A 25933-nucleotide genomic window follows, 5' to 3' on the forward strand; every position below is an offset into this window, starting at 1 on the left:
AAGCCTCACAGTCTCTGAACTGTGGGGCTTTTCCATTTTCGCAGGGTCGTGCAGAGCGACTAAATCTCCTTGACCGGCGTCTCTCCCTGCACAGCCTTGATCAACCCGATCACATGCAAACAGTCCGTCTTGTTCACATAAGACTCGCCACTGGCGATGGTCTCGTGGTTACCCGCCCTCAGTCTCCAGCGCCATTGCCCTTTGCCAGTGCTCGGGGTGCCTCTGGATTGCCTGTAAATCTCGAAATACATTCAGTTCGCTCCATGCGATTCATTGTGCGACAGCCTGTGTGGCGCATGCTCGCAAGCCTAGCGCAGACGGTTTTTTTGGCTATCGGACATTTGTTTCCAATCGTTCGCGGATGTTTCTGAAGGGCGCGGGCCAGAGCGTGTGGATAGGCCTCTGGATTGGCCAATATGACGCCGTCTGCACCTTGCAACGCCGTCGACGCTCCTGCTTAATACGGGACGGCTCATGGCGTCGAATATCGTTCGGCGACCGACAAACACTATAAGAAGAGCACTCCTTTGACTGAGCACGGAACGCAACAGGCCGGGCAGGTGACGTTATCGCTGGTGGTCCCCGTTTTTAACGAGGAGGACAGCCTCGACACCTTTTTGCGGCGCATCAATGAAGTCTTTCAGGCACAGGCGTTGATCGATCTGGAGCTGGTGTTCGTCAACGACGGCAGCACAGACGCGACCCTCGAACGCCTGCTCGAACATCAGCATCAGGATGTGCGCCTGCGTATCGTCGACCTGAGTCGTAACTTCGGCAAAGAAGCGGCGCTGTCCGCCGGTTTGCAGATCGCGACCGGACAGATCGTGGTCCCCATCGATGCTGACTTGCAGGACCCGCCGGAGGTCATTTTGCAGATGATCGAGCGCTGGCGAGAAGGCTTTGAAGTGGTGCTCGGTCACCGCATCAGCCGTCGCAGCGACACCTGGGCCAAGCAGACGTCCGCTCACTGGTTCTATCGCCTGCACAACAAGATTGCCGAACAGCCTTTACCCGAAAACGTCGGCGATTTTCGCTTGATGGATCGTTGCGTGGTCGACGCCTTGCTGACCTTGCCCGAATCCCGGCGCTTCATGAAGGGCCTGTTCGCCTGGGTCGGCTTTCGTACCACCCACGTCGATTACGAACGCCCGGAGCGGGTGGCGGGGCAGAGCAAGTTCAATGGTTGGCGGTTGTGGAATTTCGCGCTGGAAGGCATCACCAGTTTCAGCACCGAGCCTTTGCGGATCTGGACGTATGTCGGCGCATTGGTGTCGCTGGTGTCCTTTGCCTTCGCCATGTTCATTGTCGTGCGTACGTTGATCCACGGGGTCGACATGCCCGGTTACGCCTCGCTGATGGTGGCCGTGACCTTTCTCGGCGGCCTGCAATTGATTGGCATCGGGGTGCTCGGTGAGTACCTGGGCCGCACGTATATCGAATCCAAACGCCGGCCGGTTTTTCTGGTGCGTCGCGTCTACGACCCCAAGGACTGATACATGGATCTCAAGGAAACCGACATTCTCGGCGACAGCATCGGCGAGCATTGGTATTACTGCTCGAAAGCCGCAGCCACCACACGGTTGCTCGGTGCGGCACCGATCACACGGATCCTCGATGTCGGCGCTGGCTCGGGGTTTTTCTCCCACCATTTGCTGACGCATACCGATGCAAGGGAAGCGTGGTGCGTGGATATCAGCTATCCCGCCGACTCCAGCGCGACCACCGCCGGCAAGCCGGTGCATTACCGTCGCGGGATCGAAACCATCGATGCCGATCTGGTGTTGTTGATGGATGTGCTTGAGCATGTCGATGACGACCTCGGTCTGCTCAAGATGTACGTTGATAAAGTGCCATCGGGTAGTCGATTTCTGATGACAGTGCCGGCGTTCCAGTTCTTGTGGAGCGGGCACGATGATTTTCTCGAGCACAAGCGCCGCTACACGTTGGCGCAATTCGAAACACTGGCGCACGATGCCGGTTTGACGGTGCAGCGCGGAGCCTACTATTTCGGTGCAGTGTTTCCGATTGCGGCGGCGTTGCGCTTGTTGCCGCAAGGCGCGCAAGCGCAACCGCCGCGTTCGCAGCTCAAGCGTCATCATCCCCTGGTGAACACGCTGCTCAAGACACTTTGCAGCCTGGAGCTACCGTTGATGGGCATGAATCGTCTGGCGGGTTTGAGCGTTTTTGTGCTGGCGCAAAAACCGTGACTTCAGCCGAGAAATCAGCGCTGATCCAGCGCGGTGTGCGTTTCGCCGTGACCGGGCTGTTCGTTACGGCCCTACATGCACTGGTCGCGGTTTTGTTCATCAACTTCATCAGTCCGCTACCGCCCCTCGCCAACGGCGTGGCTTTTGCCGTGGCGACGCTCGTGTCGTATGTGATCAACACCACCTGGAGCTTCTCGGCACGATTGCAAGGCCGAACCCTGCTGCGCTTTCTGCTGGTTTCGGTCTGTGGGTTTTGGCTGGCGATGTTCGTCGCCTGGGCTGCGCAAATAGCGGGTTTCCACTATTTGCTGGGCATCGCTGCGGTGGCGCTGACGATCCCGGCATTCACCTTCGTACTGCATAACTTCTGGACGTACCGATGAGGGAATTGAACAAGCACCCAGCCCTCGCGCTGCTGCCGTTGTTGTTGGGTGTGCTGGCGTTTTTTCTGGTAATCGGACCGCGAGCGCTGGATCCGCAGAACATCGCCTGGCTCAAGGAGGGGGATCCGGCGACGCACTATCTGGGCTGGTTATATTTTCGGCATGCGCCCTGGGCGTTTCCGCTCGGACTCAATCCGTCTTATGGACTGGAGCTGGGCAGTGCGGTGATTTTTTCAGACTCCAATCCGCTGTTGGCACTGCTGTTCAAACCGTTTAATGGCTGGTTGCCGCAAACGTTCCAATATTTCGGCTTATGGCTGCTGGCCTGTTTTGTTTTGCAAGCCTGGTTTGCCTGGAAACTGCTCGGCCTGATTACCGATAACCCTGTGCTGCGCTTATTGGGTACCGGTTTGCTGGTGTTTTCGCCGCCGATGTTTTTGCGCACCGGCGGGCACCTTTCCCTCGCCGGACACTTCCTGATCCTCGCTGCCCTCTATCTGGCCCTGCATCCGGCGCTTGCGCGGCGACGGCGGGCATGGGGCGTGTTGCTTGCAGCTACGGCGCTGGTGCACGCCTACCTGCTGGTCATGGTGGCTTTGCTCTGGGTTGCCGACCTTTTTGCCAAAGTCATGATCGGCAAGCTGACCCGTCGTCAGGGGCTGATCGAGTTCGGCAGCCTGTTTGCCCTGGTCAGCTTGTGTTGCTGGCAGGCGGGTTATTTCAGCATTGTCGACGGAGCGGGAGGGGGCGGTTTCGGTTGGTACCGGATGAATCTGGTCTCGCTGTTCGATGCGGATGGATGGTCATTCGTCTTGCCAGGTTTTGCCAAGGGCGGTGGAGACTATGAAGGTTTCAACTATCTGGGCCTCGGAGTGCTGCTGCTGGTGCCGGTGGCGGGTTTCGCCATGTTGCGCGGCAATATTCGCGTCAAGGCGTTGCTGAGTCGTTGGCCATGGCTACTGTTGGCGATGGTCGGGCTGAGCCTGTTTGCGTTGTCCAATCAAATTGGTCTGGGCACACAGACGTTCAGTTATCCGCTACCGAAGACGGTCGAGGGACTGGCAAGCATCTTCCGCGCCTCGGGCCGTATGTTCTGGCCGGTGTTCTACGCCATCGTTTTGCTGATTACGTTTCTGGTGGTGCGTGGCTATCGACCGCAGATCGCCATGGGGCTGCTGGCAGTGGCGCTGACGGCCCAAGTCATCGATACCCGCATTGCCTGGGCGGGCTTGAGAGCGGCAAAAATGGTTACGCAAACTTCGACCTGGGCAAGCCCCATGCACGATCCGTTCTGGAGCAGCGCGGCGGCGCACTACAAGAACATCCGTGCGTTGATCCCCAAAAATCAGGCGGACCAGTGGCAAGTCATTGCCGACTTTGCTGCCGCTCATGGCATGAAGACCGATGCTGTTTACATGGGGCGCATGAGCCCCAAGGCGCTAGACATCGCTCAACGTGACGCGCAACGCCGGCTGAGTTCGGGGCAATACGAGGCCGATTCGCTGTACATCCTCGACGATGATTCGCTGGACCTGGCCATCAGAAACGTTCACAGCGATACCGACCTGCTGACCAGAGTCGACGACTTTGTCGTACTGGCACCAGGCTGGAAACGCTGTGATCAATGTCTGGCGATGGTTGATGAGGGGCGCTCAATGTCAGCTGTTCCCTTGAGCCAGCCGGGGCGGGTGCAAGCGTTCAATCGCAAGAGCCGACAGTTGGTCAAAGGTTGGGCCGCTCCGGAAACCTGGGGTACCTGGAGTGAAGGGCAGGACGCGGAAATTGCGCTGCGGGTTGCGCCACAAGCCTCTTCGATCGTGATCGATGTTCTGGCGTTCGTCATGCCGCCCAAGTTGACGCAACGGGTCATCGTCAGCATCAATGGCGTTGAAGTCTTGTCGACGCGGTTGACGCAGGTTGAGGGCAATCTGCTGGAAATCCCGCTCGATGCGGCCGTGCGCGAAACACTGGTCGATGGCCGGGTGTTGAGTATCCAGGTGCATTTGCCTGACGCCACCAGCCCACGAAATCTGGGCTTGAACGATGATGCGCGAGTGATGGGGTTGGGGTTGAAATCGCTGACCGTTCGCTAGGACCTCGCTCGGCGCTGCAAAGGTTGATGGACGCCAGCCCCAAGGCCTTTCTACACTGCCGGTATTCCGGGGGGCAGGGGGCAATGGATGAACCGCAATGAACTTCGCAAGGCCGACATCAACCTGATGGTGGTGTTCGAGACCTTGATGCTCGAGCGCAACGTGACCCGCGCGGCCGAGAAGCTGTTTCTCGGCCAGCCAACCATCAGTTCGGCGCTCAATCGCTTGCGCACGATGCTCAACGATCCGCTGTTTATCCGCGTCGGCCACCGCATGGAGCCGACCGCCCGCGCCGAAGATATTTTTCGCCATCTCAAGCCTGCGCTGGACTCGTTATCGGTGGCGCTGAGCCTGACCCGCGACTTCGACCCGGCCGTCAGCACCATGACTTTTCGCATCGGCCTGTCCGATGACGTCGAGTTCGGTCTGCTGCCGCCGCTGTTGCGTGCGCTGCGCCAGGAGGCGCCGAACGTGGTGTTTGTGGTGCAACATGTCGATTACTGGCGCATTCCCGATCTGCTCGCGGCGGGCGACATCACGGTCGGCATCAGCCAGACCCGAGGCCTGCCGGCCAATGCCAAGCGCAAACTGCTGCGGCACATCCAGCCGAGCATCCTGCGCGCCGACGCCAGCGACACACCGCTGACGCTGGATGAATATTGCGCGCGCCCGCACGTACTGGTTTCGCACACGGCCAATGTCAGTGGTTTCGCTGATGAGTGGCTGGCGGAGCTCGGTCGCACTCGTCAGGTGGTGCTGTCGGTGCCGCAATACAGTGCGTTGCCGGCGCTGCTGGCCGGCACCGACCTGATTGCCAGTCTGCCGGATTACACGGCGGCGGCCATGGCCACTTCGGGGCTGCTGTTCAAGGAACCCTTTCCGTTCAAGACCCCGACGCTGGATTTGTCGATGGTCTGGCTTAGCCATGTGGACAGCGATCCGGCCGAGCGCTGGTTGCGTTCGCGGCTGGAGCAATTCATGAGCGAACGGCCATTGACCGCAGCCTGATGAGCATCACATACCCTGTGGGAGCGAGCTTGCTCGCGAAAGCGATCTATCAGGCACCTTAAGTGTCGCTGAACGACCGCATTCGCGAGCAAGCTCGCTCCCACATTGGAAAGTCACCAGGAGGCTCGGACAGAGCTGTGCTATATGTACGACCTTTCTGCCAACTCACCGGGGATCTGCAATGCCACACCTGCACATGGAATACACCGCCAACCTGCCGCAGTTGAACGCCGACGTCGCGTTGATCCGCCTCAACAACACCCTGGTGGGCTCCGGTCAGTTCGCGGCGGAGTTCGATATCAAAAGCCGTGCGATTAAAGTCGAGACCTTCAAGGTCGGCACCGCCATGGCCGAGCGCGCCTTCGTCTATGTGAAGCTGGCGCTGCTCAGCGGGCGTTCGCCGCAGATCAAGAAGCAGTTGTCAGAAAGCCTGTTGGCGGTCTTGCAGGACCTGTGCGAATGGCCGGCCGGCGTCGAAGTGCAGCTGTGTGTCGAACTGGTCGATATGGATCGCGAGTCCTACAGCAAAACCGCGATTGGTGTGTAGGACTCAGGCCGCTTCGAGTTCGCTGCACACCTTGACCACTTGCTCGCGTAACCAGATGTTGGCGCTGTCCTGATCAACGCTCTGGCTCCACTGCATGTCGAGGGTAAAGCCCGGCAAGCCGTTCGGCGCCTCACAATGATTGAACACCGCCTCGTTGGTCAGCAAGCGCTGGATGCGGCGGGGCAAGGTGAGGATGAAGTCGGTCCCGGTGATCATTTTCAATGCCGCGCTGTAGCTGTTCGAGCGCGCGACGATCTGGCGCTTCTGCGCCTGCCGCGCCAGCCAGCCATCGACCATGTTGGTGGTTGACGTCCACGGTGTCGGGAACACATGTCGGCGTTCGGTAAAGGCCTGCAGGCTCAGGCGCGGCTCCAGCGGCGTGGCGCGTTTGTCGAAGACGCAGACCAGATCATCCTCCAGCAGCATCCGCGATTTCAGGTCAGTGTGATGGCGGTGGAAGTTGGGGCCGAAACTGATCACCAGATCGAGGCTGCCGTCGCGCAGCTCATCCGCCGGGACGTCGGTCTCGAACTTGTGCATGTTGACCATCACCGGCAAATCATCGAAATCGAAACGCTTGAGCAGGCGCGGCAGAATCAGTTGCTCGAAGTATTCCGGGGCGCAGATGTTGAAGGTGACGGCTTGTTGGGTCGGGTCGAACGTAGGGGCGCCGGCGTGGCACAGGTTGATGCTTTCGAGGATCTTCTGCACATGGCCGTACATGGTGCTGGCCTTGTAGGTCGGACGCATGCCGGTGCGGGTGTTGATGAACAGTTCGTCTTCGAAACTGGTGCGCAGTTTTTTCAAACAGTAACTGACGGTGGACTGGCTGACGAACAGGGTTTCTGACACATCGGTGACGCTGCTTTGCTCATAAACGGCGATAAACACCATGAGATCCTGCATGTCGAGCTTTCGAAGCAAGTTACTGTTCAGCATCCGTACTGTCTCGCTGTGCTTCTTGCGCTGAATCCGCGCAAACGTGTGCGAACGATCGTAGCGGAACGATGGTGCCAGGACAAAGCCCTGTAGGACGTTTCACAGTCAGTTGTGGGACAGAAAGTTTTACGAACACGACGTCGCCGACAAAACCGCCGAAAAGTGGCCAGAAGCCTTTATCTCGACGAGTGAAAGTGTCGGGCGTAATGCCTGGGATCGAAGTGCCACACCATCAACAGCATCACTCCCATCACAGCGGTCAGCGACCACCAGGCCCACTCGAAACTCCCGAGCCAATCGCGGATCATTCCGGCCAGCAGCGGCGAAAGCCCGGCGATCAAGTAACCAATGCCCTGCACGAACGCGGTCAGCCCACCGGCGCGTTGCGGGTTGTCGAGGTGATCGAGCGAGACGATCAGGCTCATCGGAAACAAACCGCCAATGCCCAGCCCCAACAGGCACGGCCACAGCAGGCTGAGCTGTTGTGGGCTGAGGATCAGGCCGCAAAATCCGGCGATGATCAGCATCAGTAACACCATCAGAATCACGCGTCGATCGCGGCTGCGATTGGCGATTGCGGGAACCACCAAGCCGGAAATCACCTCCATGGCCGTCAGAAAACCTAACAACAGCCCGGCGTTTTGTTCGCTCCAGCCTTTTTCCACGTAGTACGGCGCGAGCCAGGCCAGCACGCAGGTGTAGGACGCTGTCCCCAAACCAAAGAATATTGCCAGTAACCAGGCGCGGGAATTGGCGAAGAACGAATCTTTTCTGGCTGCCGTCATCTCCGCGGAGGGTTGCTGGCGGCGTTGGAACCACCAGAACACAAACGCGAGTAAAGCCAGAATCGCCCAGAAGGCCAGACCACTGCGCCAGCTCCCGGTTTGCACCATCACCAGCGGCGCGAGCGACGCGGCAAGTGCAGCGCCACCCATGATCGACGTGACGTATAGACCCATGCACAAGGCGACGTTGTCAGCGAAGCGCGATTTGATCAGCGCCGGCATCAGCGCCTGAATCAGTGCTATGCCGATGCCGGCCAGCACGGCGCTTGCAATCAATTGGGCAGCAGAGTCGATAAACAGTCGTGACAATGTCGCCAGGCCGATGATCAGCAAGGACAGCAATACCGTCCGTTGCTCACCCAGCCGTTGACTGATGCCAATGCCGAAAAACATCGCCAGGCCCATCGCCATCACCGGCAGCATGGTCAGCAGTGAAGCGACAGTGAAGCTCAGCGGGATGTCGCCGCGAATGGCCGACAGTAACGGACCGACCGCCGCCATCGACGGACGCAGATTGAGCGCGACGAGAATGATTGCGAGCATCAACCAGACGGCGGGGCGAGAGGTGGTGCGAACGTTTTCCATCATCAGACCTTTGGGCTGGGCGGATGATTAAGCGCGAAGCGGTCCAGTCCGGGCAAACCAGAAAATCCACAGCCCTTTTTAAAAAGTCGATAACCCTGCACCTTCTGTGGGAGCGAGCCTGCTCGCGAAAGCGGTTTGTATGCGACCGAAAATATTGGATGTGCCGACCTCTTCGCGAGCAGGCTCGCTCCCCCAATGGACAGCCGAGTTGTTTTTACTGAATCAAAGCTGAACCATTCTCAAATACTTCACAAGTTTCATCACATTGCCAACGGCCAACTAATCGTTGGCGTCTTTTTCACAAAAAATTGATGGTTGCCTGCTTAAAGTTTGTCATGCCTTGGTTAATGAAATTTTCACAATTGAATTTTCTCTCATTGACCGAGGCTCTTCTTTTCAGGAATCGCCCTTTCTATGTTGAAGTTAAAAGCCGTGCGCCCGGAATGGGTGACGTTGATCGCCAGCGCCTTTCTTTTAATCGGCTGCAATGTTGTCCTCTGGCAGCACCTGTTCGAGATCACTGCCGCCGATGGCAAGGGCATCGCCATGCGCGTGGCTTTCGGGGTGATGATCCTTGCGGCATTCAATATCGTGCTGACGGTTCTGGCTTTCCGTCCGTTGCTCAAACCGCTGTTGACGCTGATATTTCTGATCAGCGCCGGGGTGGCTTACTTCATGAGTCAATATGGCGTCATGATCGATGCCGGCATGTTTCGAAACCTGGCCGAAACCAATGCAACGGAAGTGCGTGATCTGCTCTCGTTGAAGTTGTTTGCTTATATTCTGTTGCTCGGTGTCTTGCCATCATTTTTGTTGTGGAAGTTGCCGATTAATTATCGTCGCTGGCACCGTGAGTTGTTCAGTAAAGTTATTGTCAGTGTCGCCTCGGCAGCGGTAATCGGCGGCGTGGCCCTGGCCAACTATCAGGGCTTGTCTTCACTGTTTCGCAACCATCACGAAATTCGCCTGATGTTGGTGCCGAGCAACTACATCGGTGCGTCGGCCGGCTACCTGCGTGAGCAAGTGGTTTCGGCGCAGCAACCGTTCGTCAAGATCGGCGAAGACGCCCAGCGCAATCCCGATCTGAAACTCCAGCCACGCAAATCCCTGACCGTACTGGTTGTGGGTGAGAGCGCCCGTGCGGAGAATTTCGGCATCCTTGGCTACAACCGCGATACGACGCCGCAACTCGACAAGGAAACCGGGTTGATCGCCTTTACCGATGTACATTCCTGCGGCACGGAAACGGCTGTTTCGGTGCCGTGCATGTTCTCCAACATGGGCCGCAAGAATTACGACGCCAGCAAGGCGAAGAATGAAGAAGGTTTACTCGATGTGCTCAAGCGTGCCGGTATCGACGTGATCTGGCGTGACAACCAGTCTGGCTGCAAAGGCACCTGTGATCGAGTCACCCTGCAGGATGTCAGCAACCTGAAAGACCCGGCGCTGTGTGCCAACAGCGAGTGCCGCGACGAAATCCTCCTGCAAGGCCTGCAAGGTTTTATCGACCACTTGGACAAGGACACTGTTTTAGTCCTGCACCAGATGGGCAGTCACGGCCCGGAATACTTCAAGCGTTATCCCAAGGAATACGAGCACTTCACCCCGGTGTGTGAAAGTAACGCGCTGAACAATTGCAGTCGCGAAAGTATCGTCAACGGGTACGACAACACACTGGTGTATACCGACCATGTGCTGTCGAGCCTGATCGATGTATTGCGCAGCAATCAGGACAAAGTCGATACCGCCATGTTGTATCTGTCGGACCACGGCGAGTCGCTGGGCGAGTACAACTTGTTCCTGCACGGTACGCCTTACATGCTGGCGCCAGAGCAACAAAAGCATGTAGCGATGCTGGCATGGTTTTCCGATAACTATCAGAAGGCTTATTCGGTCGACACCCATTGCCTGCAGATGAGCCGCGACAAACCCCTGAGCCAGGACAACCTGTTCCACTCGATGCTTGGCCTTCTCGAGGTCAAGAGCAAGGTCTATCAGCCGGGTCTGGACATGTTTGCCGGTTGCCGTGGCGCGGTGATCGACGGCGTGCTGGCCAAGGACTGAAGCCAATCGGCTCCGTGGTTCTGACGCGACGGGGCCGTCTGTTTCCTCTGTAAGACTATTCTTGTCCTTTGGCAGGACATTTCGTTACAGCTCTTGCCCTTCGCAGGCGCGTAAATCGCCGGTGGCGATATATACTGCGCGCCATTCTTCAAGGGAGAGCCGTGTGGCCATCGATATTCACTGGATTCGCGACAACGAAAGCCTCGCGCAGTTTTGCGCCGAGTGGCAGCAGCTGCCGTTCGTTGCCCTCGACACCGAATTCATGCGGGTCGACACCTTCTACCCGATTGCCGGCCTGTTGCAGGTCGGCGACGGCAAACGCGCTTACCTGATCGATCCGCTGACCATCAACGCTTGGCAACCGCTGGCCGCACTGCTGGAAAACCCGGCGGTGCTGAAAGTCCTGCATGCCTGCAGCGAAGACCTCGAAGTCCTGCTGCGCCTGACCGGCAGCCTGCCGGCGCCGATGTTTGACACGCAACTCGCCGCCGCTTACCTGAACCTCGGGTTCTCGATGGGCTATTCGCGACTGGTGCAGGAAGTGCTCGGCATCGAGCTACCGAAGGGCGAGACCCGTTCCGACTGGTTGCAGCGCCCGTTGTCCGACACGCAAATCAGCTACGCCGCCGAAGATGCCGTACATCTGGCGGAAGTTTTCGTACAACTGCGGCCGAAACTGTCTGACGACAAATTCGCCTGGGTGTTGGAGGACGGTGCCGAACTGGTTGCCAACCTGCGCCGCGAAACCGACCCTTACGAGGTCTATCGCGAGGCCAAACTGGCGTGGAAACTGTCCCGCGCGCAACTGGCCGTTCTGCGTGAGTTGTGCGCCTGGCGTGAAAAAGAGGCCCGTGCCCGCGATCTGCCGCGCAACCGCATCGTTCGTGAGCATTCGCTGTGGCCGCTGGCCCGCACGCAACCGGACAACCTTGCGGCGCTGGGCAAGATCGAAGACATGCACCCGCGTACCGTGCGTCAGGACGGCCAGTTTCTGCTTGATCTGATCAAGCGCTCTGGCAGTGTGGGCCCTGATCAATGGCCGCCCGCTGTAGCGGAGCCATTGCCGATCGAAGCCGCTGCGTTGATCAAACAATTGCGCGCATTGGGCCAGGCTGAGGCCGAGCGCCTGGGCATTGCCCCGGAACTGATGCTGCGCAAGAAAACCCTCGAAGCCCTGGTCAAAAGCGGCTACCCCGAGGGTCCTTACCAATTGCCTGAGTCGCTGCGTGGCTGGCGCCGCGAACTCATGGGTCAGAAGCTGCTCGACAGCCTGGCCACCGCCGGAGAACAGCCTTGAAACGTATTTGCTCTATTTACCAAAGCTCGAAGCGCAAGGGCATGTATCTCTATGTGCTCAAGAGCGATGAGCTGGAACGCGTGCCCGAGGCCCTGATGGCGGCTTTCGGCAAAGCCATATTTACCTTCAGTCTGGTGCTGTCGCCCGAGCGCAAACTGGCCAGCGAGGACATCGTCGTGGTCCTGGAAAACCTCGACAAGCAGGGCTATCACCTGCAAATGCCGCCGGCGGAGGACGAGTACATCGAGCACTTGCCCGAAGAGTTGCTGCGACGCAACGACCCGGTCTGATCGGCGAGACTCTGTTCTGAGTCTCGATTTACCCTGGAACGGTTTTTACCGCGATGGCCGCCCGAATCCGGCGGCCGTCTGCACGGTTTGCGAAAGGTTTGAAGATGCGCGTTCTGATTGCTGAACACGACCACGCGATATACGCCCGGCTGCTGCGTCAGGCAGCGCCCGAGGTTGAAGTACTGACCAGCGGCGACTCCGCCGAGCTGGCCCGTCAGGCCGCCGATTGCCCGGTGTGGCTCGGCCAGCCCGATTTATTGGCGACCCTGCTGCGTCAGGGTCATCAACCACAGTGGCTGCAATCGACCTGGGCCGGCATCACGCCGTTGCTCGCTGACGGTTTGCGCCGCGATTACCGTTTGACCCGTGCGGTGGGGATTTTCGGTCAGGTGATGGCCGAATACGTACTGACCTACATCCTCGGCCATGAGCGCGAAGTGCTCGCGCGACTGGTCAGCCAGGTCGAACGCAAGTGGGATAACCGCAGTGGCCAGAGTCTGGTCGGGCGCAAGGTGTTGATCGTCGGCACCGGTGACATTGGCCAGAGCGTGGCGCAATTCCTGCTGCCATTTGGCATTGAACTGTACGGCATCGCCAGCAGTGCCCGCGACCAGGCGCCATTTGTCGAAGTCGGTTCGATGGCCGATCTGCCGCGTCTGGTGGGCGAGGTGGATTACGTGGTCAACCTGTTGCCGAACACCGAGCACACCCACGATATCTACGACGCGGCGCTGTTCAAGCAATTCAAGCCGACCGGGTTGTTTATCAACGCCGGGCGCGGGGTTGCGGTGGTCGATGCCGATCTGGTGGACGCGTTGAAGGAAGGCCATCTGGCGGGGGCGGTGATTGACGTTTGCCGTCAGGAACCACTGCCACAGCGCCATCCGTTCTGGACCGCGTGGGGTTTGCTGCTGACCGGGCACAGCTCGGCACCGACGTCACCGGCGTTGATGGTGCAGCTGTTTGTCGAGAACCTGAAGGCGTATCAGGCGAGCGAAGCGTTGCGCGGGGAAGTGGATTTCAATCGCGGGTATTGATACACCGCAATCAATGTAGGAGTGAGCCTGCTCGCGATAGTGGTGTGTCAGACAGCATTAATGTCGACCGACACACCGCTATCGCGAGCAGGCTCACTCCTACAGTTGTTTTACGGTGTGGCTTAGAGGGTGAAGTCGCCTTCCGCCGTCAGTTCGTTCAGCGGGCGACGCGGGCTCGGCTCTTCGCGAGCCTGCAGGTATTCAGCCAGCGTTGCCTTGTCACCGAGTTTGCCGACTGCCACCGCCGCGTGCAGCGCATAACCTTCAGGAATATTCAGCTCCTTGCGCGTCAGCTCCTGATCGAAACCCGCCATGCCGTGGGTGTGCCAGCCACTGATGCTCGCTTGCAGCGCCAGATGGCCCCACGCCGAACCGGTATCGAAGGTGTGCCACAACGCTGGGGTTTCTTCGGTTGCACCCGGTGCGGTGAACGTGGTTTTCGAAATCACGATCACCAGCGCCGACGCATGCTGCGCCCAGCTACGGTTGAACTCATTGAGCAGACCCAGATAACGCTCCCAGTTCGGTGTATCGCGACGCGCATAGAGGAAACGCCACGGCTGCGAGTTGTACGCCGAAGGCGCCCAGCGCGCGGCTTCGAAGAAGCTCAGCAGGGTTTCTTCCGGGATCGCTTCGCCGGTGAAGGCACGCGGCGACCAGCGGTCGGTGAATTGCGGGTGAATGGCGTAATCGGCAACGCGAGGGTTGGCACTCATGGAGAGATTCCTTGCTACGGTTGAGTCAGGGATTTGAATGAAACCCCGGCGGGATCAGTTGCGCTGAACGATGGGGTTTTCCGAGCCTGAGGGTTCACCACAATGCAACGCGGTCGAGCGTTAATGGCTTGCGGGCAAGGCTCCTTGCGACTGGCAAAGCTACGCGCCGCCACAAAAACTGACAAGTCCCGCACAACCGGCAGTCGCCAACGCTTGGCCCGCCGGGCCTTGGGCACTAGACTGGCGGCCTTTTCACCACCTGATGTTGATGCTTGAGCCATGGCCGCCAAAGTCGAACCGTTCTGGATACGCAAAACCCTCGATCAACTGGATCACCAGGAATGGGAATCGCTGTGCGACGGCTGTGGTCTGTGCTGCCTGCAGAAACTCGAGGATGAAGAGGACAACAGCGTTTATTACACGCGCATCGCCTGCAAACTGCTCGACCTGAAAACCTGCCAGTGCAGCGATTATCCGAATCGCATCAAGTTTGTCCCGGACTGCATCCAGCTCACCCCGGGCCAGGCCGAAGAGTTCAAATGGCTGCCGCCGACCTGCGGTTATCGGCTAGTCAGTGAGGGCAAGGATCTGCCGTTGTGGCACCACCTGGTGTGTGGCGATCGCGACGCGGTGCACCATGAACGTATTTCCCAGTCCGGGCGCATGCTTGCCGAAGGCAGCGTGCCGGAAGATGACTGGGAAGATCACCTGATTTTCCGCGCGGGCTGAGCGTCCGCCGAATCAAGCTTTACCAAGGAGTGCGTATGGCTGTCGGATTGCCGCAAGCGTTGATGGTTGCGCTGCTGGCGTTAAGCGTGCCGGCATGGGCGGCGAAAAAAGTCGATCTGGATTATCACGTGCGTCTGTTGCCGCAGAGCGATCAGGCCGAAGTACGCCTGACCTTGGCCAAGGGCGAAGCGGTGCGCAGTCTCGATTTCGATCTTGGCGACGGCAGCCATTACAGCGACTTCAAGGCTGACGGCCAGTGGCTGCTGAGCCCGGGCAAACAGGCGCGCGGGGTCTGGCGCCCCGCCAGCGAAAAGTCCAGCCTGACCTACCGCGTGCGCATCAGCCACGGCCGCAAGAACGGCAGCTTCGACACGCGCATGACCCCGACTTGGGCGTTGATGCGTGGTGACGAACTGGTGCCGCCAGCCAAACTCGATCAGCAGGACGGCACCGAACTGGTCGCGCGTCTGCAATTCGAATTGCCCGACGGTTGGAAGAGCATCGAAACCGCTTGGCCACGCATAGGCAAAAACAAATTCCGCATCGACAATCCTTCGCGCCTGTTCGACCGTCCGACCGGGTGGATGCTCGCCGGTCATCTCGGCAGCCGCCGCACACGTTTAGGCGAAACCGAAGTCACCGTGGCCTCGCCGCAAGGGCAGGGCATGCGGCGCATGGACATGCTGACGTTGCTGACGTTCGTCTGGCCGCAGGTGCAGGCGGTTTATCCACGCCATCCGGCCAAACTGTTGATTGTCGGCGCCAACGATCCGATGTGGCGCGGCAGCCTCGGTGCGCATGAATCCATCTACGTAAACACACGGTTGCCGCTGGTCAGCGAAAGCGGTAGCAGCGCGCTGGTGCGTGAGCTGGCGCAGGTGTTCGGGCGGATCAACGACGAGCAGCGCAGTGACTGGATCAGCGAAGGTTTTGCCGAGTATTACGCGATCGAACTGGTGCGCCGTGCCGGTGGCATGAGCGATGAGCGTTATCAGGCGCTACAGGCGAAATTGGCCAAGGACAGCCAGAAGGTCACGACGTTGCGCGGCGAGCAGATCAGCCCGGCGCAGGTAGCGAAAGCAGTAGTTGTGTTGCAGGAACTCGATCGCGAGATTCGCTTGAAGACGCGCAACAAGCGTTCGCTGGATGATGTGTTGCGTGGGGCGATGCATCTGGGGACGGTGAGTACCAAGGCGTTTGTGCAACTGGCCGAGAGCGTTCTTGGCGAGTCGTCCAAAGTCCTTGATACCGTATTGCTTCAGTGACACCGCTATCGCGAGCAGGCTCACTCCTACAAGGGAACGCATTCCAAATGTAGGAGTGAGCCTGCTCGCGATGGGGCCCTCAACCCCACCGCAAATCTCGGATCAAACCCCGGCTTTCGGCGATTTAACCGAATCATTGCCGGTCACGGTGGCAGTGCTGGTCGCCGCTTCGGCATTGGCTTTCAGCTTGCTCAACTCTTCCCCGGCCCGCTCGATCTTCGCCCGCACGTTATTCATGTCCTGACGACTCTTCTCGATCAGGCTTTTCACCGAACTGTGCCCGGTAATCCCGCGCGCCATCGCTACGCCGCCAATCGCCACCTGAATCAACCCGAACACACCGCCACGGCGCAGGCCTTTGCCGACCATGATCACGCCGCCCGCGAGCGAGCCGATGCGTTCCCAGCCTTCGACGTTCTGCTCGGAACGACTCTGGAACGGGGTGGATTCGATACGTTCGACACGTTTGAGCTCGGTCATGATCTTTCTCCAGGCAATGAGTAATCGATAAACAAGCTGACTGCCAGAGCGGTCAGCTCGTTCCATCGGATGTGCGACGCTTTAGCGGAATTTTGGCCCGGAGCGGGTGTTCAAGCCCTTGGCCATGCGGTCGTAGAGCACGACATTGACCGTGGCGGCGAGGTTCATGCAACCGGTGGTCGGGATGTACACGACGTCTTCGCACCAGTCGCGGATCTCTTTATCCAGCGAGCCGTCTTCTGGGCCGAAGATGTACAGGGCGCGATCCGGGTGAGTGTATTCCGGCAGCGGGCGGGCGCCCTCGACCAGTTCCACGGCGACCGGCACGCAGTTGAGCGGGAGGATCTTCTTCAGATCGTCGATGCCGATCAGCGGGATGTCGTAGTGCACGCGTTTGGTGTCGGTGACGAAGTCGGCGGCGCGTTCATAACGCTTGCCGGTGTAGAACACCGACGCCACGCCATAGCAGCCTGCGGCGCGCATCACCGAACCGACGTTCTCCGGTGATTTGGGGTTATACAAACCAATGCAGCTGTACCGTTTGTCTGCCACGAGCGGGGTGCCTTCGGGAAAAAGAGCGCGATTATACGGGGATTGGGAGAGGGCGGGCAGATTCGAGATCTGTGGTGTCTGGCCGGCCGCCTTCGCGAGCAGGCTCGCTCCCACATTGATTTCGTGTACACCACCAATCAAATGTGGGAGCGAGCCTGCTCGCGAAGGGGCCAGTTCAGGCGCTGAAGATCATCAGTCTTCTTTCTTCATCAACCCGGCCAGTGCAGCAAACGGGTTATGCGTTGCCTTGGCAATCTTCGGCGTGCTCAGCGAGCCTTCGCTGAAATACTGCTGATCGGTATAGCGCGAGTGTTCGTTGTCGTGGCAATACAGGCACAACAATTCCCAGTTCGAGCCGTCCTGCGGGTTGTTGTCGTGGTTGTGGTCACGGTGGTGCACGGTCAGTTCGCTCAGGCGCTTGCCGGAAAACTCACGCGTGCAGCGGCCACAGACGTGCGGGTACATCTTCAGGGCCTTGTCGCGGTAGCCCATTTCCTTGTCGCGCTGGTTGTCGGCGAGGATGCGATCCAGCTTCGACGTGTTGGTTGGGGTGGACGAACTCATGGGTTCACCTTTGTAAAAGACTAATGACGGTTATGCGCAGAGTTTAGCTCAGCCCTTGAGCTTCTCGGCAATCCAGATCGTGTGGCGCGTGCCCTTGTTGCCGTGGGCGAAGACCTGGACTTCTTCGGCCTTGAAGCCGGCCTTCTTCAATTTGTCGGAAAACAGCCGGTCGGCGCTGGCCGACCACACGGCGAGCACGCCTTTCGGGCGCAGGGCTTTGGCGCAGGCATTCAGACCAGCGGCCGAATACAACCAGCTATTGGCCTTCTGAGTCAGGCCTTCGGGGCCGTTGTCGACGTCGAGCATGATCGCGTCGAAGCCGTTCGGTTCGCTTTGCAGCACTTTGGCCACGTCTTCCTGACGGATCACCGTGCGCGGATCGAGCAGCGGTCGACCGGACTTCTCGCCGAGCGGGCCACGGTTCCACTCGACCACGCCGGGCACCAGTTCCGCGACTACCACTTCGGCAGTCTTGCCCAGATGTTTGAGCGCCGAGGCGAGGGTGAAACCCATGCCCAGACCGCCGATCAGCACCCGCGAATCCGGCCGCCCAGCGACCTTGCGGCACGGAATCTCGGCCAGTGCATCTTCGGAACCGTGCATGCGCGTGTTCATCAATTGTCCGCCGTCGCCGCCCTGGATCTTGATGACAAAATCCTCGCCATATTCGAACAGGCACAGGGCACCGCCGCTTTCAGGGATCGGGGTGGTGTCGAGCAGAACGAAACGTTTCATGGAAATCTCTACAAGGGGGAAGGCAAGCAGGCCCGTTGGGAGTAGCCTGAGCGCAGACTAGAGGCCAAACGGAGCCCTTGATGAAGCGCACCATTCTAACGGTCATTGCCCTGGCCGCGCTCTCGATTACTGCAGTGCAGGCGCAACAGATAATTCCGGTCAGTCCGGCGCCGCAACCTGGCTCGCCCGGGACAGCGACACCGACGCCTTATCCGCAGATCACGCCGATCAACATTCCCAAGTCCGGTGCCGGCAGTGGCAGCCCGCCGCTGGTGCCGATCGAAATGCCTAGCCCGCCGAGTAAGGATCAGCCGGTGCCGGGTATCGAACCGACCGGCACCAAGGCAAAATCTCCCGGCGGTTAAACCTGTTGCGCCGCCAGTTGACCGTCGGCCATGCGCAGGCGTTTCGACAGGGAAACGGCGAGGGCGCGGATGATCTTCGCGGCGATCTTCGGCGCGTCGTTGAGCATTTTTTCCAGCGAGTCCTTGCCGAGGTTCAATAGCTGGCAGTTAGTCGCAGCGACGCAGGTGGCCGAGCGGCGTTCACCGTCGAGCACGGCCATTTCGCCGAACGCCCGACCGCTGCGCAGGGTGGCCATGGTGATCACCTGGCCATCGGGCCCGGTTTTCTGCACGGCGACCTGGCCGGTGTGGAGGATGCACATGAAGCTGCCGGCATCGCCTTCACGGAAAATCGCCTCGCCTTCAGCCACGGTGCTGATGCTGAAATAGCCGGAAGCGGCCGCAAAGTCGGCCAGTTGCAATTGATCGAACAGGCCGCAGTCCATCAGCCAGTCGCGGATTTCGTTGTTCAGTAAGGTCGGTTCTGACATGTCGTCACGGTCTTTTTGTTTTCACTGTTTCAGGCTTCACACGGTCCCTTGTAGGAGTGAGCCTGCTCGCGATAGCGGTCGGTCATTCAAATCATCTTTAACTGACATACCGCTATCGCGAGCAGGCTCACTCCTACAGGGGATCTGTGGGGTATCGGCCTCTTGGGTCTGCAATTAAGACCCAAGTGACCAACGGAGTTCCTCAGGCCAGGCCCAAAACCTTGAAAACAAATGCGTATTCGAGTGCTACGTCACGTAATCCCTGATAACGCCCGCTCATCCCGCCATGCCCGGCGCCCAACTCGGTCTTGAGCAATAGCACATTGTCGTCAGTCTTGGTCGCGCGCAATTTCGCTACCCACTTGGCCGCTTCCCAGTACTGCACGCGGCTGTCGTTGTAGCCGGCGATCACTAGCGTCGCCGGATAATCCTGCGCGCTGACGTTTTCGTACGGCGCGTACGCCTTGATCCGCTCGTAAACCTCCGGCTCTTCGGGATTGCCCCACTCGTCGTACTCGGTAACGGTCAGCGGCAGTTCCGGGTCGAGCATAGTATTGAGCACGTCGACGAACGGCACTTCAGCAATCGCCACGCCGAACAGATCCGGACGCTGGTTCAACACCGCACCAATCAGCAAACCACCCGCGCTGCCGCCACTGATCGCCAGTTTTTCAGCGGTGGTGATGCCGTTAAGGATCAAGAACTCGGCGCAGGCAATGAAGTCGCTGAAGGTGTTGTGCTTGTGTTCCTGCTTGCCGGCGCGGTACCAGGCTTCGCCCAATTCACCGCCGCCGCGCACGTGAGCAATGGCGAAGGCCATGCCACGATCCAGAAGGCTCAGGCGCGCGTGGGAGAACCACGGATCAAGGCTCGAGCCGTAAGCGCCGTAGCCATACAGATACAGCGGCACCGCTTTGCCAACCATTTCGCGTTTCATCACCAGACTGATCGGCACTTGCGTACCGTCCGGCGCCGTCGCCCACAGGCGCTGGCTGACGTAGGCGTCGGCGTCGAACGGGCCAAGCACCGGGGTTTCTTTCAAAACGGTTTGTTCGCCGCTCGCCAAGATCAACTGGCGCACCTGTGCCGGGCGATTCAACGCTTCGTAACGTAGACGAATACGGTCGCTCTCGAACTCCAGGCTGTTTTGCACATACAGGCTGTAGGCCGCGTCCGGCAATTGCACGCGATAAGGCGTCAGACCGTGTGGGTGAACTTCGATGATCGGCAGGCCACCCTCGCGCAGGCTCAGGGTCATCGCCTCGGTGTTGAGGCTGACGCCATCGAGCATCACCGTGTCGCTGTGGGGGATCAGGTTTTGCCAGTCGGCTTCGGTCGGCGCGGTGCCGCTGTCCGGGGCCTGATACAGGGCGTAGTTGATGCCGTCACGATTGGTGCGGATGAACCACGTCCACACGCCATCGAGCAGACCGTGATCGACATCGTATTCATGATCCTCGACCCGTGGCGCCAGGCAGGTGAACGGCAGGTGCGGCTGATTGGCATCCAGCGCCCAGACTTCACTAGTGGTCTTGCTGCCCAGCGACAGCAGCAATTGCTGCTCGGAGCTGGAACGGTAGCAGTGCAGGAAGAAACGCCCGTCCGGCTCGTGGAACACCTCTTCGGCAGCGGTGCCATCGAGGCGATAGCGGAACAGTTTGTGTGGGCGATGGGTGTCGTCGAGTACGCCGAAAAACAGCGTCAGGCTGTCGTTGGCCCAGGTCATGCTGCCGTCGCAATCTTCGAATTCCAGTTCGCTGACTTTGTCGTTGGCCAGTTCCTTGACGAACAGCGTGTAGATCTCATCGCCCGAGGCGTCGACGCTGTAGGCCAGGCGCTGATGATCGGGGCTGATGCTGAACGCACCAAGCGAGAAGAACCCGCCGTTGGCCAGCACATTCGGGTCGAGCAGCAATTGTTCGCGGCTTTCGTCGAGGCTCAGGCTGTCGTCCGCCGGGCGTGGGCAGCGGTAGTGCCGGGCGTATTCGTCGCCCGCCGTGGTGCGCGTGTAATACAGGTACGGGCCCCACGGCGAGGGCAGGGACAGGTCGGTTTCCAGAATCCGGCCCTTGATCTCTTCGAACAGGTTTTCACGCAATTCAGCCTGATCGGCGGTTTGCGCTTCCTGGTAGGCGTTTTCGGCCTTTAGGTAATCGAGCACCGCGTCGGTGTCGCGCTCCTGCAGCCAGGCATACGGGTCGGCACCGGCGGCCTTGTGGGCAATCGGGGCACTGATGACGTTGGCGGATTGGGGCATGGAAGGCTCTCGGACAATGTACGGAATAAGGGTTTTCGCAGCGCTTGAAACCGCCGCAGACCCTGTAGGAGTGAGCCTGCTCGCGATAAGGCCGGCACATTCAACATCAATGTTGTCAGGCTGTCCGTCATCGCGAGCAGGCTCGCTCCCACAGGTCGTGTGTCTATTGGGACAAGCCGCACGGGCGAAAAGTCGTTACTATAAGCGCCTCTTTGCCTGCCTTGCCATGGACACCATGACCGAGAACGACTATCTGATCGCCTGGGGCCTCTACGCCTTTGCCGCTGTGGGCTGCCTGTTGGTATGGATGCGCCTGACTACCTGGATGTGGCGCTGGTTGCGCGAACCGCTGCGCGTGCTGATGGCGGTGTTGCTGTTCAGCCCGACCATCATTGATCCGGTGAAAGCCAAGGTTGCGCCGTCCATTGCCATCACCGCGCTCGACCTGGCCTTCAAGGTCGGCAACAACGCCTGGCGGGCAGTCTCCGATCTGTTCATGTACGGCATGATCGCTTTCGCGATCTACCTGATTTTCGTGGCGATCCGCTTCCCGATCGAACGTGCTTCGCGTGCGCGTCGTGAACAGGCCGAAGCCGCCAAAGCCGCCGCTCGCGCCGATGATCGCGATGACGATCAACCGTTTGGCGGCGCCGGCGATGACCGCTACGGTCGTCCTCCATTGCCGAATAATCCGCAGCGCATGCGGGTCGAGCCGCGCCTGTAACCCGAGAGTCCGCACATGTGTGAATTACTGGGCATGAGTGCCAACGTGCCGACCGATATCGTGTTCAGCTTCACCGGCCTGATGCAGCGCGGCGGCCGCACCGGCCCGCACCGCGACGGCTGGGGCATTGCCTTCTATGAAGGCCGTGGCTTGCGCCTGTTTCAGGACCCGGCCGCGAGTTGCGAGTCGGAAGTCGCCAATCTGGTGCAGCGCTATCCGATCAAGAGCGAAGTGGTCATCGGCCACATCCGCCAGGCCAACGTCGGCAAGGTCTGCCTGTCCAATACCCATCCGTTCGTCCGCGAGCTATGGGGGCGCAACTGGTGTTTCGCGCACAACGGCCAGCTCGCCGATTTCACCCCGATCAAAAGTTTCTACCGCCCGGTCGGCGATACCGACAGCGAAGCGGCGTTCTGCGATTTGCTTAACCGTGTGCGTGCAGCATTCCCGGAGCCGGTCGATATAGAAGAACTGCTGCCGGATCTGGTCGCCGCCTGCGCCGAATACCGCAGCAAAGGCGTATTCAACTGCCTGCTCAGCGATGGCGACTGGCTGTTCTGCTATTGCTCGACCAAACTCGCACAGATCACCCGGCGCGCACCGTTCGGCCCGGCGCGTCTGAAGGATGTCGACGTGATCGTCGATTTCCAGGCGGAAACCACGCCCAACGACGTGGTCACCGTGATCGCTACCGAGCCTTTGACCGAAAACGAAACCTGGACCCGCTACGAACCGGGCCAATGGAGCCTGTGGCGACGCGGCGAATGCGTCAGCCAGGGCAAGACCGAATAAAGGATTGCACCCCATGTTGCTCAGTTATATACGGCTGGTGTTGTTTGCGGCGGGCCTGTTGATCGGTGTCCAGGTGCCGGGTTTCATCAACGATTACGCCAAACGCGTGGAGGCGCACCTGATCGAGGCGCAGACGGGCCTGCGCGGTTTTCAGGGCACCGCCGAGCAGTTTTTCAAGGGTGATATGCAGGCGCTGGTCGCGCATTACCGCGCCAGTGAAGATCCGGTGTTTCGCAGCGATGCCGACAGCCTGAGCACTTTGCTCAGCCGTCAGATCGCGCTGGACAAGCAGTTCCAGGCGATGCAAGGCCCGTGGTACATCCGCTTCCTGCAAGTGGTGCTGGCCGCCGATCCGGATATCCGCAAGGAAACCTGGAACGGCTACAGCTACCAGATCCTGCTGACCCCGGAAGCGATGATCTGGGGCATGAGCGGCGCGTTGCTGCTGTCGTTCGGCATTGAATGCCTGTTCCGCTTGATCGATTGGGTCGTGCTGGGTGGCCGACGTCTGCGCCAGAGCCGGCCGATTGAAGACCGCGACGTGCGCGGTCTCTGATGATCGTTCCGACGCTCTGCGTGGGAATGCCTCAACGGACGCTCCGCGTTCGGCTTTCGAGGGACGCGGAGCGTCCCGGGCTGCATTCCCACGCGGAGCGTCGGAACGATCAACTTAAAGCGATGTAGTCCTTGCCCACCTTGTGCGCATATGCCCCCAGCACCTGCTGACACAACGTCACAATCTCCTCGACCCACTCAACGCCCACCCGCCACGACACCACCACCTGCAAGTTCGGTGGCCGTTGATCAATGTCCAGCAAGGTCAATTCACCCCGCGCCAGTTCCTCCGCCACCAACACCGGCGGCAGCACACCAATCCCGAATCCATCACGCAATAACCGGGTAATCGCCGACACCGAATTCACGCAATTCAAACGTGGCGCGAGTACGCCATTGGCTTGCATCAGCGCCAAAAGATCCTGATGCGGTCGGGAGTTTTTCGAGTAGGTAATGATCCGTTCCTGCGCCAGTTCGGCAAGGTCGGCGTAGTCGCGGTTGTAGATTGAATTACTGGCGACAATCCAGCCCAGCGGATGACTGGCCAGCTCCAGACTGCGCACGCTTTCATGGCGCACCAGATCGGTTTGCAAAACGATGTCGAGAAAGCCTTTTTGCAACTGATCGCAGAGGTTCAGCGAAGTATCCGCCACCAGCTCGATTTCCACCCGTGGATACAAGTCGGTCATTTGCGCCACCAACGGGCTGAGCCAGGTGTGAATCACCGTGTCCATCACGCCAATGCGTACGCGCCCGACCTTGCTCGAGCGGGTCTCAATCGACTGTTTCAGCGCTGACATCGTGTCGAGCATCTGCTCGGCATATTCCAGCACTTTCAACCCTTCAGGCGTCAGACTGACACCGCGTGAATCGCGCAAAAACAGCTTCACCCCCAGTTCACCTTCCAGCACCGCAATACGGCTGGAAATCGACGCCTGGGTGGTGAACAGCTTGTCGGCGGTCAGGCGAAAACTCTTCAGGCGGGCGACCCAGACAAAGGTCTCGAGAAACTTCAGGTTCATGGGCAAGGCTCGGGTGACAAATTTTTCTTATGGCTAAGGCGGGTTTTTATTCGTTGGACGCAGCAGGGCTGCGCGACGAAAAATCGACGCATCCGGTCCCCACGATAGGCGTCGTCGGGGCTACGAACAAGACCAATAAAAAACCTGCGGAGATAAGCCATGCGTGCTCCCGACACCCTAGAAACATCCACGGCACCGGCGCGTCCGGGGCCGTTCGACTGGTATCGCAACATCAACCAGCAGGAGCGCCGAACGTTCTGGAGCTGCAAGATCGGCTACGGTCTGGACGGCATGGACACGCAGATGCTCAGCTTCGTCGTGCCGACACTGATTGCGATGTGGGGCATCACCACCGGCGAAGCGGGGTTGATTCATACCAGCACGCTGATTGCTTCAGCGATTGGCGGTTGGGTCGCCGGGATTCTCTCTGACCGCATCGGTCGTGTGCGCACCCTGCAACTGACCGTACTGTGGTTCGCCTTCTTCACCTTCCTCTGCGGCTTCGCGCAAAACTACGAACAATTATTGATCGCTCGCACCTTGATGGGCTTCGGTTTCGGCGGCGAATGGACCGCCGGTGCGGTGCTGATTGGCGAGGTGATCCGTGCCAAGGACCGTGGCAAAGCAGTGGGCATGGTGCAATCCGGGTGGGCGTTGGGCTGGGGACTGACGGCGATTCTGTATGCGTTGCTGTTCTCGGTATTGCCGCCGGAAGATGCCTGGCGGGCGCTGTTCATCCTCGGCATCGTGCCGGCAATTTTCGTGATTTTCGTCCGTCGTCTGGTCAAGGATCCGGAGATCTATCGCGAGGCCAAGGCCCAACAAACGCCGGAGACTCAGTCGAAGTTTTACGAGATCTTCGCCCCCGGCATGCTCTTCACCACGTTCCGCGCTTCGCTGCTGACCACCGGCGCGTTGGGTGGCTATTACGCGATCACTTCCTGGCTGCCGACCTTTCTGAAAAACGAACGCGGCTTGAGCGTACTCGGCACCGGCGGCTATCTGGCGATGGTGATTGTCGGCTCCTACGTCGGTTACGTGATCAGCGCTTATCTGACTGACCTGCTGGGGCGGAAAAAGAACTTCATCCTCTTCGCGGTCGGCTCGTTCACCATCGTTCTGCTCTACACGCAGCTGCCAGTGAGCAACGGCGTGATGTTGTGGCTGGGCTTCCCGCTGGGCTTCTTTGCTTCAGGGATTTTCAGTGGCATGGGCGCGTTTCTGACCGAGCTGTTCCCCACGCGAATTCGCGGTTCGGGGCAGGGCTTTTGCTACAACATCGGTCGGGCGCTGGCGGCATTGTTTCCGCTGCTGATCGGTCTGCTTAGCCAGAAAGTACCGTTGAGCGTAGGCATTGGCGCCTTTGCGGCGGTGTCTTACGGCGTGGTGATTATCGCGGCGCTGAGCCTGCCGGAAACCCGTGGCAAGCAACTGGACGCGCAGTAACTGATAACCTGCGCAGCACAGTCCTA

Annotated in this window: 28 protein-coding genes; 17 read left to right on the forward strand and 11 right to left on the reverse strand. The window is 59.4% G+C overall.

All coding sequences use genetic code 11. The annotated features are described in order from the left end of the window. Positions 1–59: 59 nt before the first annotated feature. Entirely contained in the window at positions 60–251 is a 192-nt protein-coding gene (locus VY732_RS07075; RefSeq protein WP_212622765.1) for a YegP family protein, read from the reverse strand. A 276-nt stretch (positions 252–527) separates the two neighbouring features. Here VY732_RS07075 and VY732_RS07080 point away from each other — a divergent pair, with 276 nt between their 5' ends. The 6 genes from VY732_RS07080 (at position 528) to VY732_RS07105 (ending at position 6238) form a co-directional block, all read left to right on the forward strand. Further along, positions 528–1493, forward strand: a complete 966-nt coding sequence (locus tag VY732_RS07080; protein ID WP_077571538.1) for a glycosyltransferase family 2 protein — start codon at positions 528–530, stop codon at positions 1491–1493. Between the two features lie 3 nt (positions 1494–1496). Beyond that, a complete protein-coding gene (locus tag VY732_RS07085; protein ID WP_077571539.1) occupies positions 1497–2207 on the forward strand; it encodes a class I SAM-dependent methyltransferase in 711 nt (236 codons plus the stop codon). Beyond that, positions 2204–2590 (forward strand): GtrA family protein, encoded by a 387-nt coding sequence (locus tag VY732_RS07090; RefSeq protein WP_137218105.1) that lies wholly within the window; start codon positions 2204–2206, stop codon positions 2588–2590. Before VY732_RS07085 ends, VY732_RS07090 begins: the two co-directional genes overlap by 4 nt. Next, a complete protein-coding gene (locus VY732_RS07095) occupies positions 2587–4683 on the forward strand; it encodes a DUF6311 domain-containing protein (RefSeq protein WP_331695066.1) in 2097 nt (698 codons plus the stop codon). The genes VY732_RS07090 and VY732_RS07095 overlap by 4 nt, the downstream gene beginning before the upstream one ends. A gap of 87 nt (positions 4684–4770) precedes the next feature. After that, the gene (locus tag VY732_RS07100) at positions 4771–5691 is read left to right on the forward strand and encodes a LysR substrate-binding domain-containing protein (RefSeq protein ID WP_077571542.1); all 921 of its coding nucleotides are present in this window, start codon (positions 4771–4773) and stop codon (positions 5689–5691) included. A 181-nt stretch (positions 5692–5872) separates the two neighbouring features. Further along, complete coding sequence (locus tag VY732_RS07105; RefSeq protein WP_077571543.1) at positions 5873–6238, forward strand: 5-carboxymethyl-2-hydroxymuconate Delta-isomerase; 366 nt, start codon at positions 5873–5875, stop codon at positions 6236–6238. A 3-nt stretch (positions 6239–6241) separates the two neighbouring features. Here VY732_RS07105 and VY732_RS07110 read toward each other — a convergent pair whose 3' ends face one another. Together VY732_RS07110 and VY732_RS07115 are read right to left on the reverse strand one after the other, a co-directional pair. Beyond that, a complete protein-coding gene (locus VY732_RS07110; protein WP_331695067.1) occupies positions 6242–7177 on the reverse strand; it encodes a LysR family transcriptional regulator in 936 nt (311 codons plus the stop codon). 176 nt (positions 7178–7353) lie between these two features. Beyond that, a complete protein-coding gene (locus tag VY732_RS07115) occupies positions 7354–8547 on the reverse strand; it encodes a cyanate transporter (protein ID WP_331695068.1) in 1194 nt (397 codons plus the stop codon). A 414-nt stretch (positions 8548–8961) separates the two neighbouring features. Between VY732_RS07115 and VY732_RS07120 the strand changes: the two genes are divergently transcribed. The 4 genes from VY732_RS07120 to VY732_RS07135 all read left to right on the forward strand — a co-directional run bounded on the left by VY732_RS07120 (position 8962) and on the right by VY732_RS07135 (position 13235). Then, complete coding sequence (locus tag VY732_RS07120; RefSeq protein ID WP_077571545.1) at positions 8962–10611, forward strand: phosphoethanolamine transferase; 1650 nt, start codon at positions 8962–8964, stop codon at positions 10609–10611. Positions 10612–10774: 163 nt separating this feature from the next. Beyond that, entirely contained in the window at positions 10775–11908 is a 1134-nt protein-coding gene (gene rnd, locus VY732_RS07125) for a ribonuclease D (RefSeq protein ID WP_077571546.1), read from the forward strand. Beyond that, entirely contained in the window at positions 11905–12198 is a 294-nt protein-coding gene (locus VY732_RS07130; RefSeq protein WP_331695069.1) for a YcgL domain-containing protein, read from the forward strand. The genes rnd and VY732_RS07130 overlap by 4 nt, the downstream gene beginning before the upstream one ends. Positions 12199–12302: 104 nt before the next feature. Next, positions 12303–13235, forward strand: coding sequence for a D-2-hydroxyacid dehydrogenase (locus VY732_RS07135; RefSeq protein WP_331695070.1), 933 nt, complete (start codon positions 12303–12305; stop codon positions 13233–13235). A 122-nt stretch (positions 13236–13357) separates the two neighbouring features. Here the strand turns inward: VY732_RS07135 and VY732_RS07140 are convergent, their stop codons facing one another. Then, a complete protein-coding gene (locus VY732_RS07140; RefSeq protein WP_212622761.1) occupies positions 13358–13951 on the reverse strand; it encodes a nitroreductase family protein in 594 nt (197 codons plus the stop codon). A 279-nt stretch (positions 13952–14230) separates the two neighbouring features. On the opposite strand from VY732_RS07140, the gene VY732_RS07145 reads away from it, so the two are divergent. Together VY732_RS07145 and VY732_RS07150 are read left to right on the forward strand one after the other, a co-directional pair. After that, positions 14231–14680 (forward strand): YcgN family cysteine cluster protein, encoded by a 450-nt coding sequence (locus tag VY732_RS07145; RefSeq protein ID WP_034153170.1) that lies wholly within the window; start codon positions 14231–14233, stop codon positions 14678–14680. A gap of 35 nt (positions 14681–14715) precedes the next feature. Beyond that, positions 14716–15945 carry a hypothetical protein gene (locus VY732_RS07150; RefSeq protein WP_331695073.1) on the forward strand — a complete coding sequence of 410 codons (1230 nt, stop codon included), beginning with the start codon at positions 14716–14718 and terminating at the stop codon, positions 15943–15945. A 102-nt stretch (positions 15946–16047) separates the two neighbouring features. On the opposite strand, the gene VY732_RS07155 is transcribed toward VY732_RS07150, so the two are convergent. The 4 genes from VY732_RS07155 to VY732_RS07170 form a co-directional block, all read right to left on the reverse strand. Beyond that, positions 16048–16425 carry a YgaP family membrane protein gene (locus VY732_RS07155; RefSeq protein ID WP_007911338.1) on the reverse strand — a complete coding sequence of 126 codons (378 nt, stop codon included), beginning with the start codon at positions 16423–16425 and terminating at the stop codon, positions 16048–16050. Between the two features lie 81 nt (positions 16426–16506). Continuing rightward, complete coding sequence (locus VY732_RS07160; RefSeq protein ID WP_007911337.1) at positions 16507–16977, reverse strand: RNA methyltransferase; 471 nt, start codon at positions 16975–16977, stop codon at positions 16507–16509. 192 nt (positions 16978–17169) lie between these two features. Beyond that, on the reverse strand, positions 17170–17541 hold the full coding sequence (locus VY732_RS07165) for a YajD family HNH nuclease (RefSeq protein ID WP_007911336.1): 372 nt from the start codon (positions 17539–17541) through the stop codon (positions 17170–17172). A 48-nt stretch (positions 17542–17589) separates the two neighbouring features. Then, positions 17590–18276: a spermidine synthase gene (locus VY732_RS07170; RefSeq protein WP_007911335.1), complete on the reverse strand. Its 687-nt coding sequence runs from the start codon at positions 18274–18276 to the stop codon at positions 17590–17592. An 80-nt stretch (positions 18277–18356) separates the two neighbouring features. On the opposite strand from VY732_RS07170, the gene VY732_RS07175 reads away from it, so the two are divergent. Continuing rightward, positions 18357–18641: a hypothetical protein gene (locus tag VY732_RS07175; protein ID WP_077571550.1), complete on the forward strand. Its 285-nt coding sequence runs from the start codon at positions 18357–18359 to the stop codon at positions 18639–18641. Here the strand turns inward: VY732_RS07175 and VY732_RS07180 are convergent. Both VY732_RS07180 and VY732_RS07185 read right to left on the reverse strand, forming a co-directional pair. Continuing rightward, the gene (locus VY732_RS07180; protein ID WP_077571551.1) at positions 18638–19111 is read right to left on the reverse strand and encodes a cyclic nucleotide-binding domain-containing protein; all 474 of its coding nucleotides are present in this window, start codon (positions 19109–19111) and stop codon (positions 18638–18640) included. The two genes, VY732_RS07175 and VY732_RS07180, sit on opposite strands and share 4 nt — an antisense overlap. 202 nt (positions 19112–19313) lie before the next feature. Next, a complete protein-coding gene (locus VY732_RS07185) occupies positions 19314–21368 on the reverse strand; it encodes a S9 family peptidase (protein WP_331695074.1) in 2055 nt (684 codons plus the stop codon). Between the two features lie 226 nt (positions 21369–21594). On the opposite strand from VY732_RS07185, the gene VY732_RS07190 reads away from it, so the two are divergent. Genes VY732_RS07190 through VY732_RS07200 form a run of 3 tightly spaced genes read left to right on the forward strand, consistent with a single transcriptional unit; the run spans position 21595 to position 23440 of the window. Continuing rightward, positions 21595–22092, forward strand: coding sequence for an MFS transporter (locus VY732_RS07190; RefSeq protein ID WP_077571553.1), 498 nt, complete (start codon positions 21595–21597; stop codon positions 22090–22092). A 15-nt stretch (positions 22093–22107) separates the two neighbouring features. After that, the gene (locus VY732_RS07195; RefSeq protein ID WP_007911322.1) at positions 22108–22884 is read left to right on the forward strand and encodes a class II glutamine amidotransferase; all 777 of its coding nucleotides are present in this window, start codon (positions 22108–22110) and stop codon (positions 22882–22884) included. 13 nt (positions 22885–22897) lie between these two features. Then, positions 22898–23440, forward strand: coding sequence for a DUF2937 family protein (locus tag VY732_RS07200; protein WP_331695075.1), 543 nt, complete (start codon positions 22898–22900; stop codon positions 23438–23440). Positions 23441–23549: 109 nt separating this feature from the next. Here the strand turns inward: VY732_RS07200 and VY732_RS07205 are convergent, their stop codons facing one another. Further along, entirely contained in the window at positions 23550–24461 is a 912-nt protein-coding gene (locus VY732_RS07205; protein WP_116028875.1) for a LysR family transcriptional regulator, read from the reverse strand. Between the two features lie 159 nt (positions 24462–24620). Here VY732_RS07205 and VY732_RS07210 point away from each other — a divergent pair, with 159 nt between their 5' ends. Beyond that, positions 24621–25907 (forward strand): MFS transporter, encoded by a 1287-nt coding sequence (locus VY732_RS07210; protein WP_116028876.1) that lies wholly within the window; start codon positions 24621–24623, stop codon positions 25905–25907. Positions 25908–25933: the final 26 nt, after the last annotated feature.

The organism is Pseudomonas sp. ZY71 (assembly GCF_036542145.1).
In the GTDB taxonomy this organism is placed as follows: Bacteria; Pseudomonadota; Gammaproteobacteria; order Pseudomonadales; family Pseudomonadaceae; genus Aquipseudomonas; species Aquipseudomonas koreensis_A.

What these genes read in the sequence shown, in the direction of transcription:
- VY732_RS07075 (WP_212622765.1), bottom strand. Translation starts at nt 251, where the DNA reads ATGTATTTCGAGATTTACAGGCAATCCAGAGGCACCCCGAGCACTGGC.
- VY732_RS07085 (WP_077571539.1), top strand. Translation starts at nt 1,497, where the DNA reads ATGGATCTCAAGGAAACCGACATTCTCGGCGACAGCATCGGCGAGCAT.
- VY732_RS07095 (WP_331695066.1), top strand. Translation starts at nt 2,587, where the DNA reads ATGAGGGAATTGAACAAGCACCCAGCCCTCGCGCTGCTGCCGTTGTTG.
- VY732_RS07100 (WP_077571542.1), top strand. Translation starts at nt 4,771, where the DNA reads ATGAACCGCAATGAACTTCGCAAGGCCGACATCAACCTGATGGTGGTG.
- VY732_RS07105 (WP_077571543.1), top strand. Translation starts at nt 5,873, where the DNA reads ATGCCACACCTGCACATGGAATACACCGCCAACCTGCCGCAGTTGAAC.
- VY732_RS07110 (WP_331695067.1), bottom strand. Translation starts at nt 7,177, where the DNA reads ATGCTGAACAGTAACTTGCTTCGAAAGCTCGACATGCAGGATCTCATG.
- VY732_RS07115 (WP_331695068.1), bottom strand. Translation starts at nt 8,547, where the DNA reads ATGGAAAACGTTCGCACCACCTCTCGCCCCGCCGTCTGGTTGATGCTC.
- VY732_RS07120 (WP_077571545.1), top strand. Translation starts at nt 8,962, where the DNA reads ATGTTGAAGTTAAAAGCCGTGCGCCCGGAATGGGTGACGTTGATCGCC.
- VY732_RS07135 (WP_331695070.1), top strand. Translation starts at nt 12,303, where the DNA reads ATGCGCGTTCTGATTGCTGAACACGACCACGCGATATACGCCCGGCTG.
- VY732_RS07140 (WP_212622761.1), bottom strand. Translation starts at nt 13,951, where the DNA reads ATGAGTGCCAACCCTCGCGTTGCCGATTACGCCATTCACCCGCAATTC.
- VY732_RS07145 (WP_034153170.1), top strand. Translation starts at nt 14,231, where the DNA reads ATGGCCGCCAAAGTCGAACCGTTCTGGATACGCAAAACCCTCGATCAA.
- VY732_RS07150 (WP_331695073.1), top strand. Translation starts at nt 14,716, where the DNA reads ATGGCTGTCGGATTGCCGCAAGCGTTGATGGTTGCGCTGCTGGCGTTA.
- VY732_RS07155 (WP_007911338.1), bottom strand. Translation starts at nt 16,425, where the DNA reads ATGACCGAGCTCAAACGTGTCGAACGTATCGAATCCACCCCGTTCCAG.
- VY732_RS07165 (WP_007911336.1), bottom strand. Translation starts at nt 17,541, where the DNA reads ATGAGTTCGTCCACCCCAACCAACACGTCGAAGCTGGATCGCATCCTC.
- VY732_RS07170 (WP_007911335.1), bottom strand. Translation starts at nt 18,276, where the DNA reads ATGAAACGTTTCGTTCTGCTCGACACCACCCCGATCCCTGAAAGCGGC.
- VY732_RS07175 (WP_077571550.1), top strand. Translation starts at nt 18,357, where the DNA reads ATGAAGCGCACCATTCTAACGGTCATTGCCCTGGCCGCGCTCTCGATT.
- VY732_RS07180 (WP_077571551.1), bottom strand. Translation starts at nt 19,111, where the DNA reads ATGTCAGAACCGACCTTACTGAACAACGAAATCCGCGACTGGCTGATG.
- VY732_RS07185 (WP_331695074.1), bottom strand. Translation starts at nt 21,368, where the DNA reads ATGCCCCAATCCGCCAACGTCATCAGTGCCCCGATTGCCCACAAGGCC.
- VY732_RS07190 (WP_077571553.1), top strand. Translation starts at nt 21,595, where the DNA reads ATGGACACCATGACCGAGAACGACTATCTGATCGCCTGGGGCCTCTAC.
- VY732_RS07195 (WP_007911322.1), top strand. Translation starts at nt 22,108, where the DNA reads ATGTGTGAATTACTGGGCATGAGTGCCAACGTGCCGACCGATATCGTG.
- VY732_RS07200 (WP_331695075.1), top strand. Translation starts at nt 22,898, where the DNA reads ATGTTGCTCAGTTATATACGGCTGGTGTTGTTTGCGGCGGGCCTGTTG.
- VY732_RS07205 (WP_116028875.1), bottom strand. Translation starts at nt 24,461, where the DNA reads ATGAACCTGAAGTTTCTCGAGACCTTTGTCTGGGTCGCCCGCCTGAAG.
- VY732_RS07210 (WP_116028876.1), top strand. Translation starts at nt 24,621, where the DNA reads ATGCGTGCTCCCGACACCCTAGAAACATCCACGGCACCGGCGCGTCCG.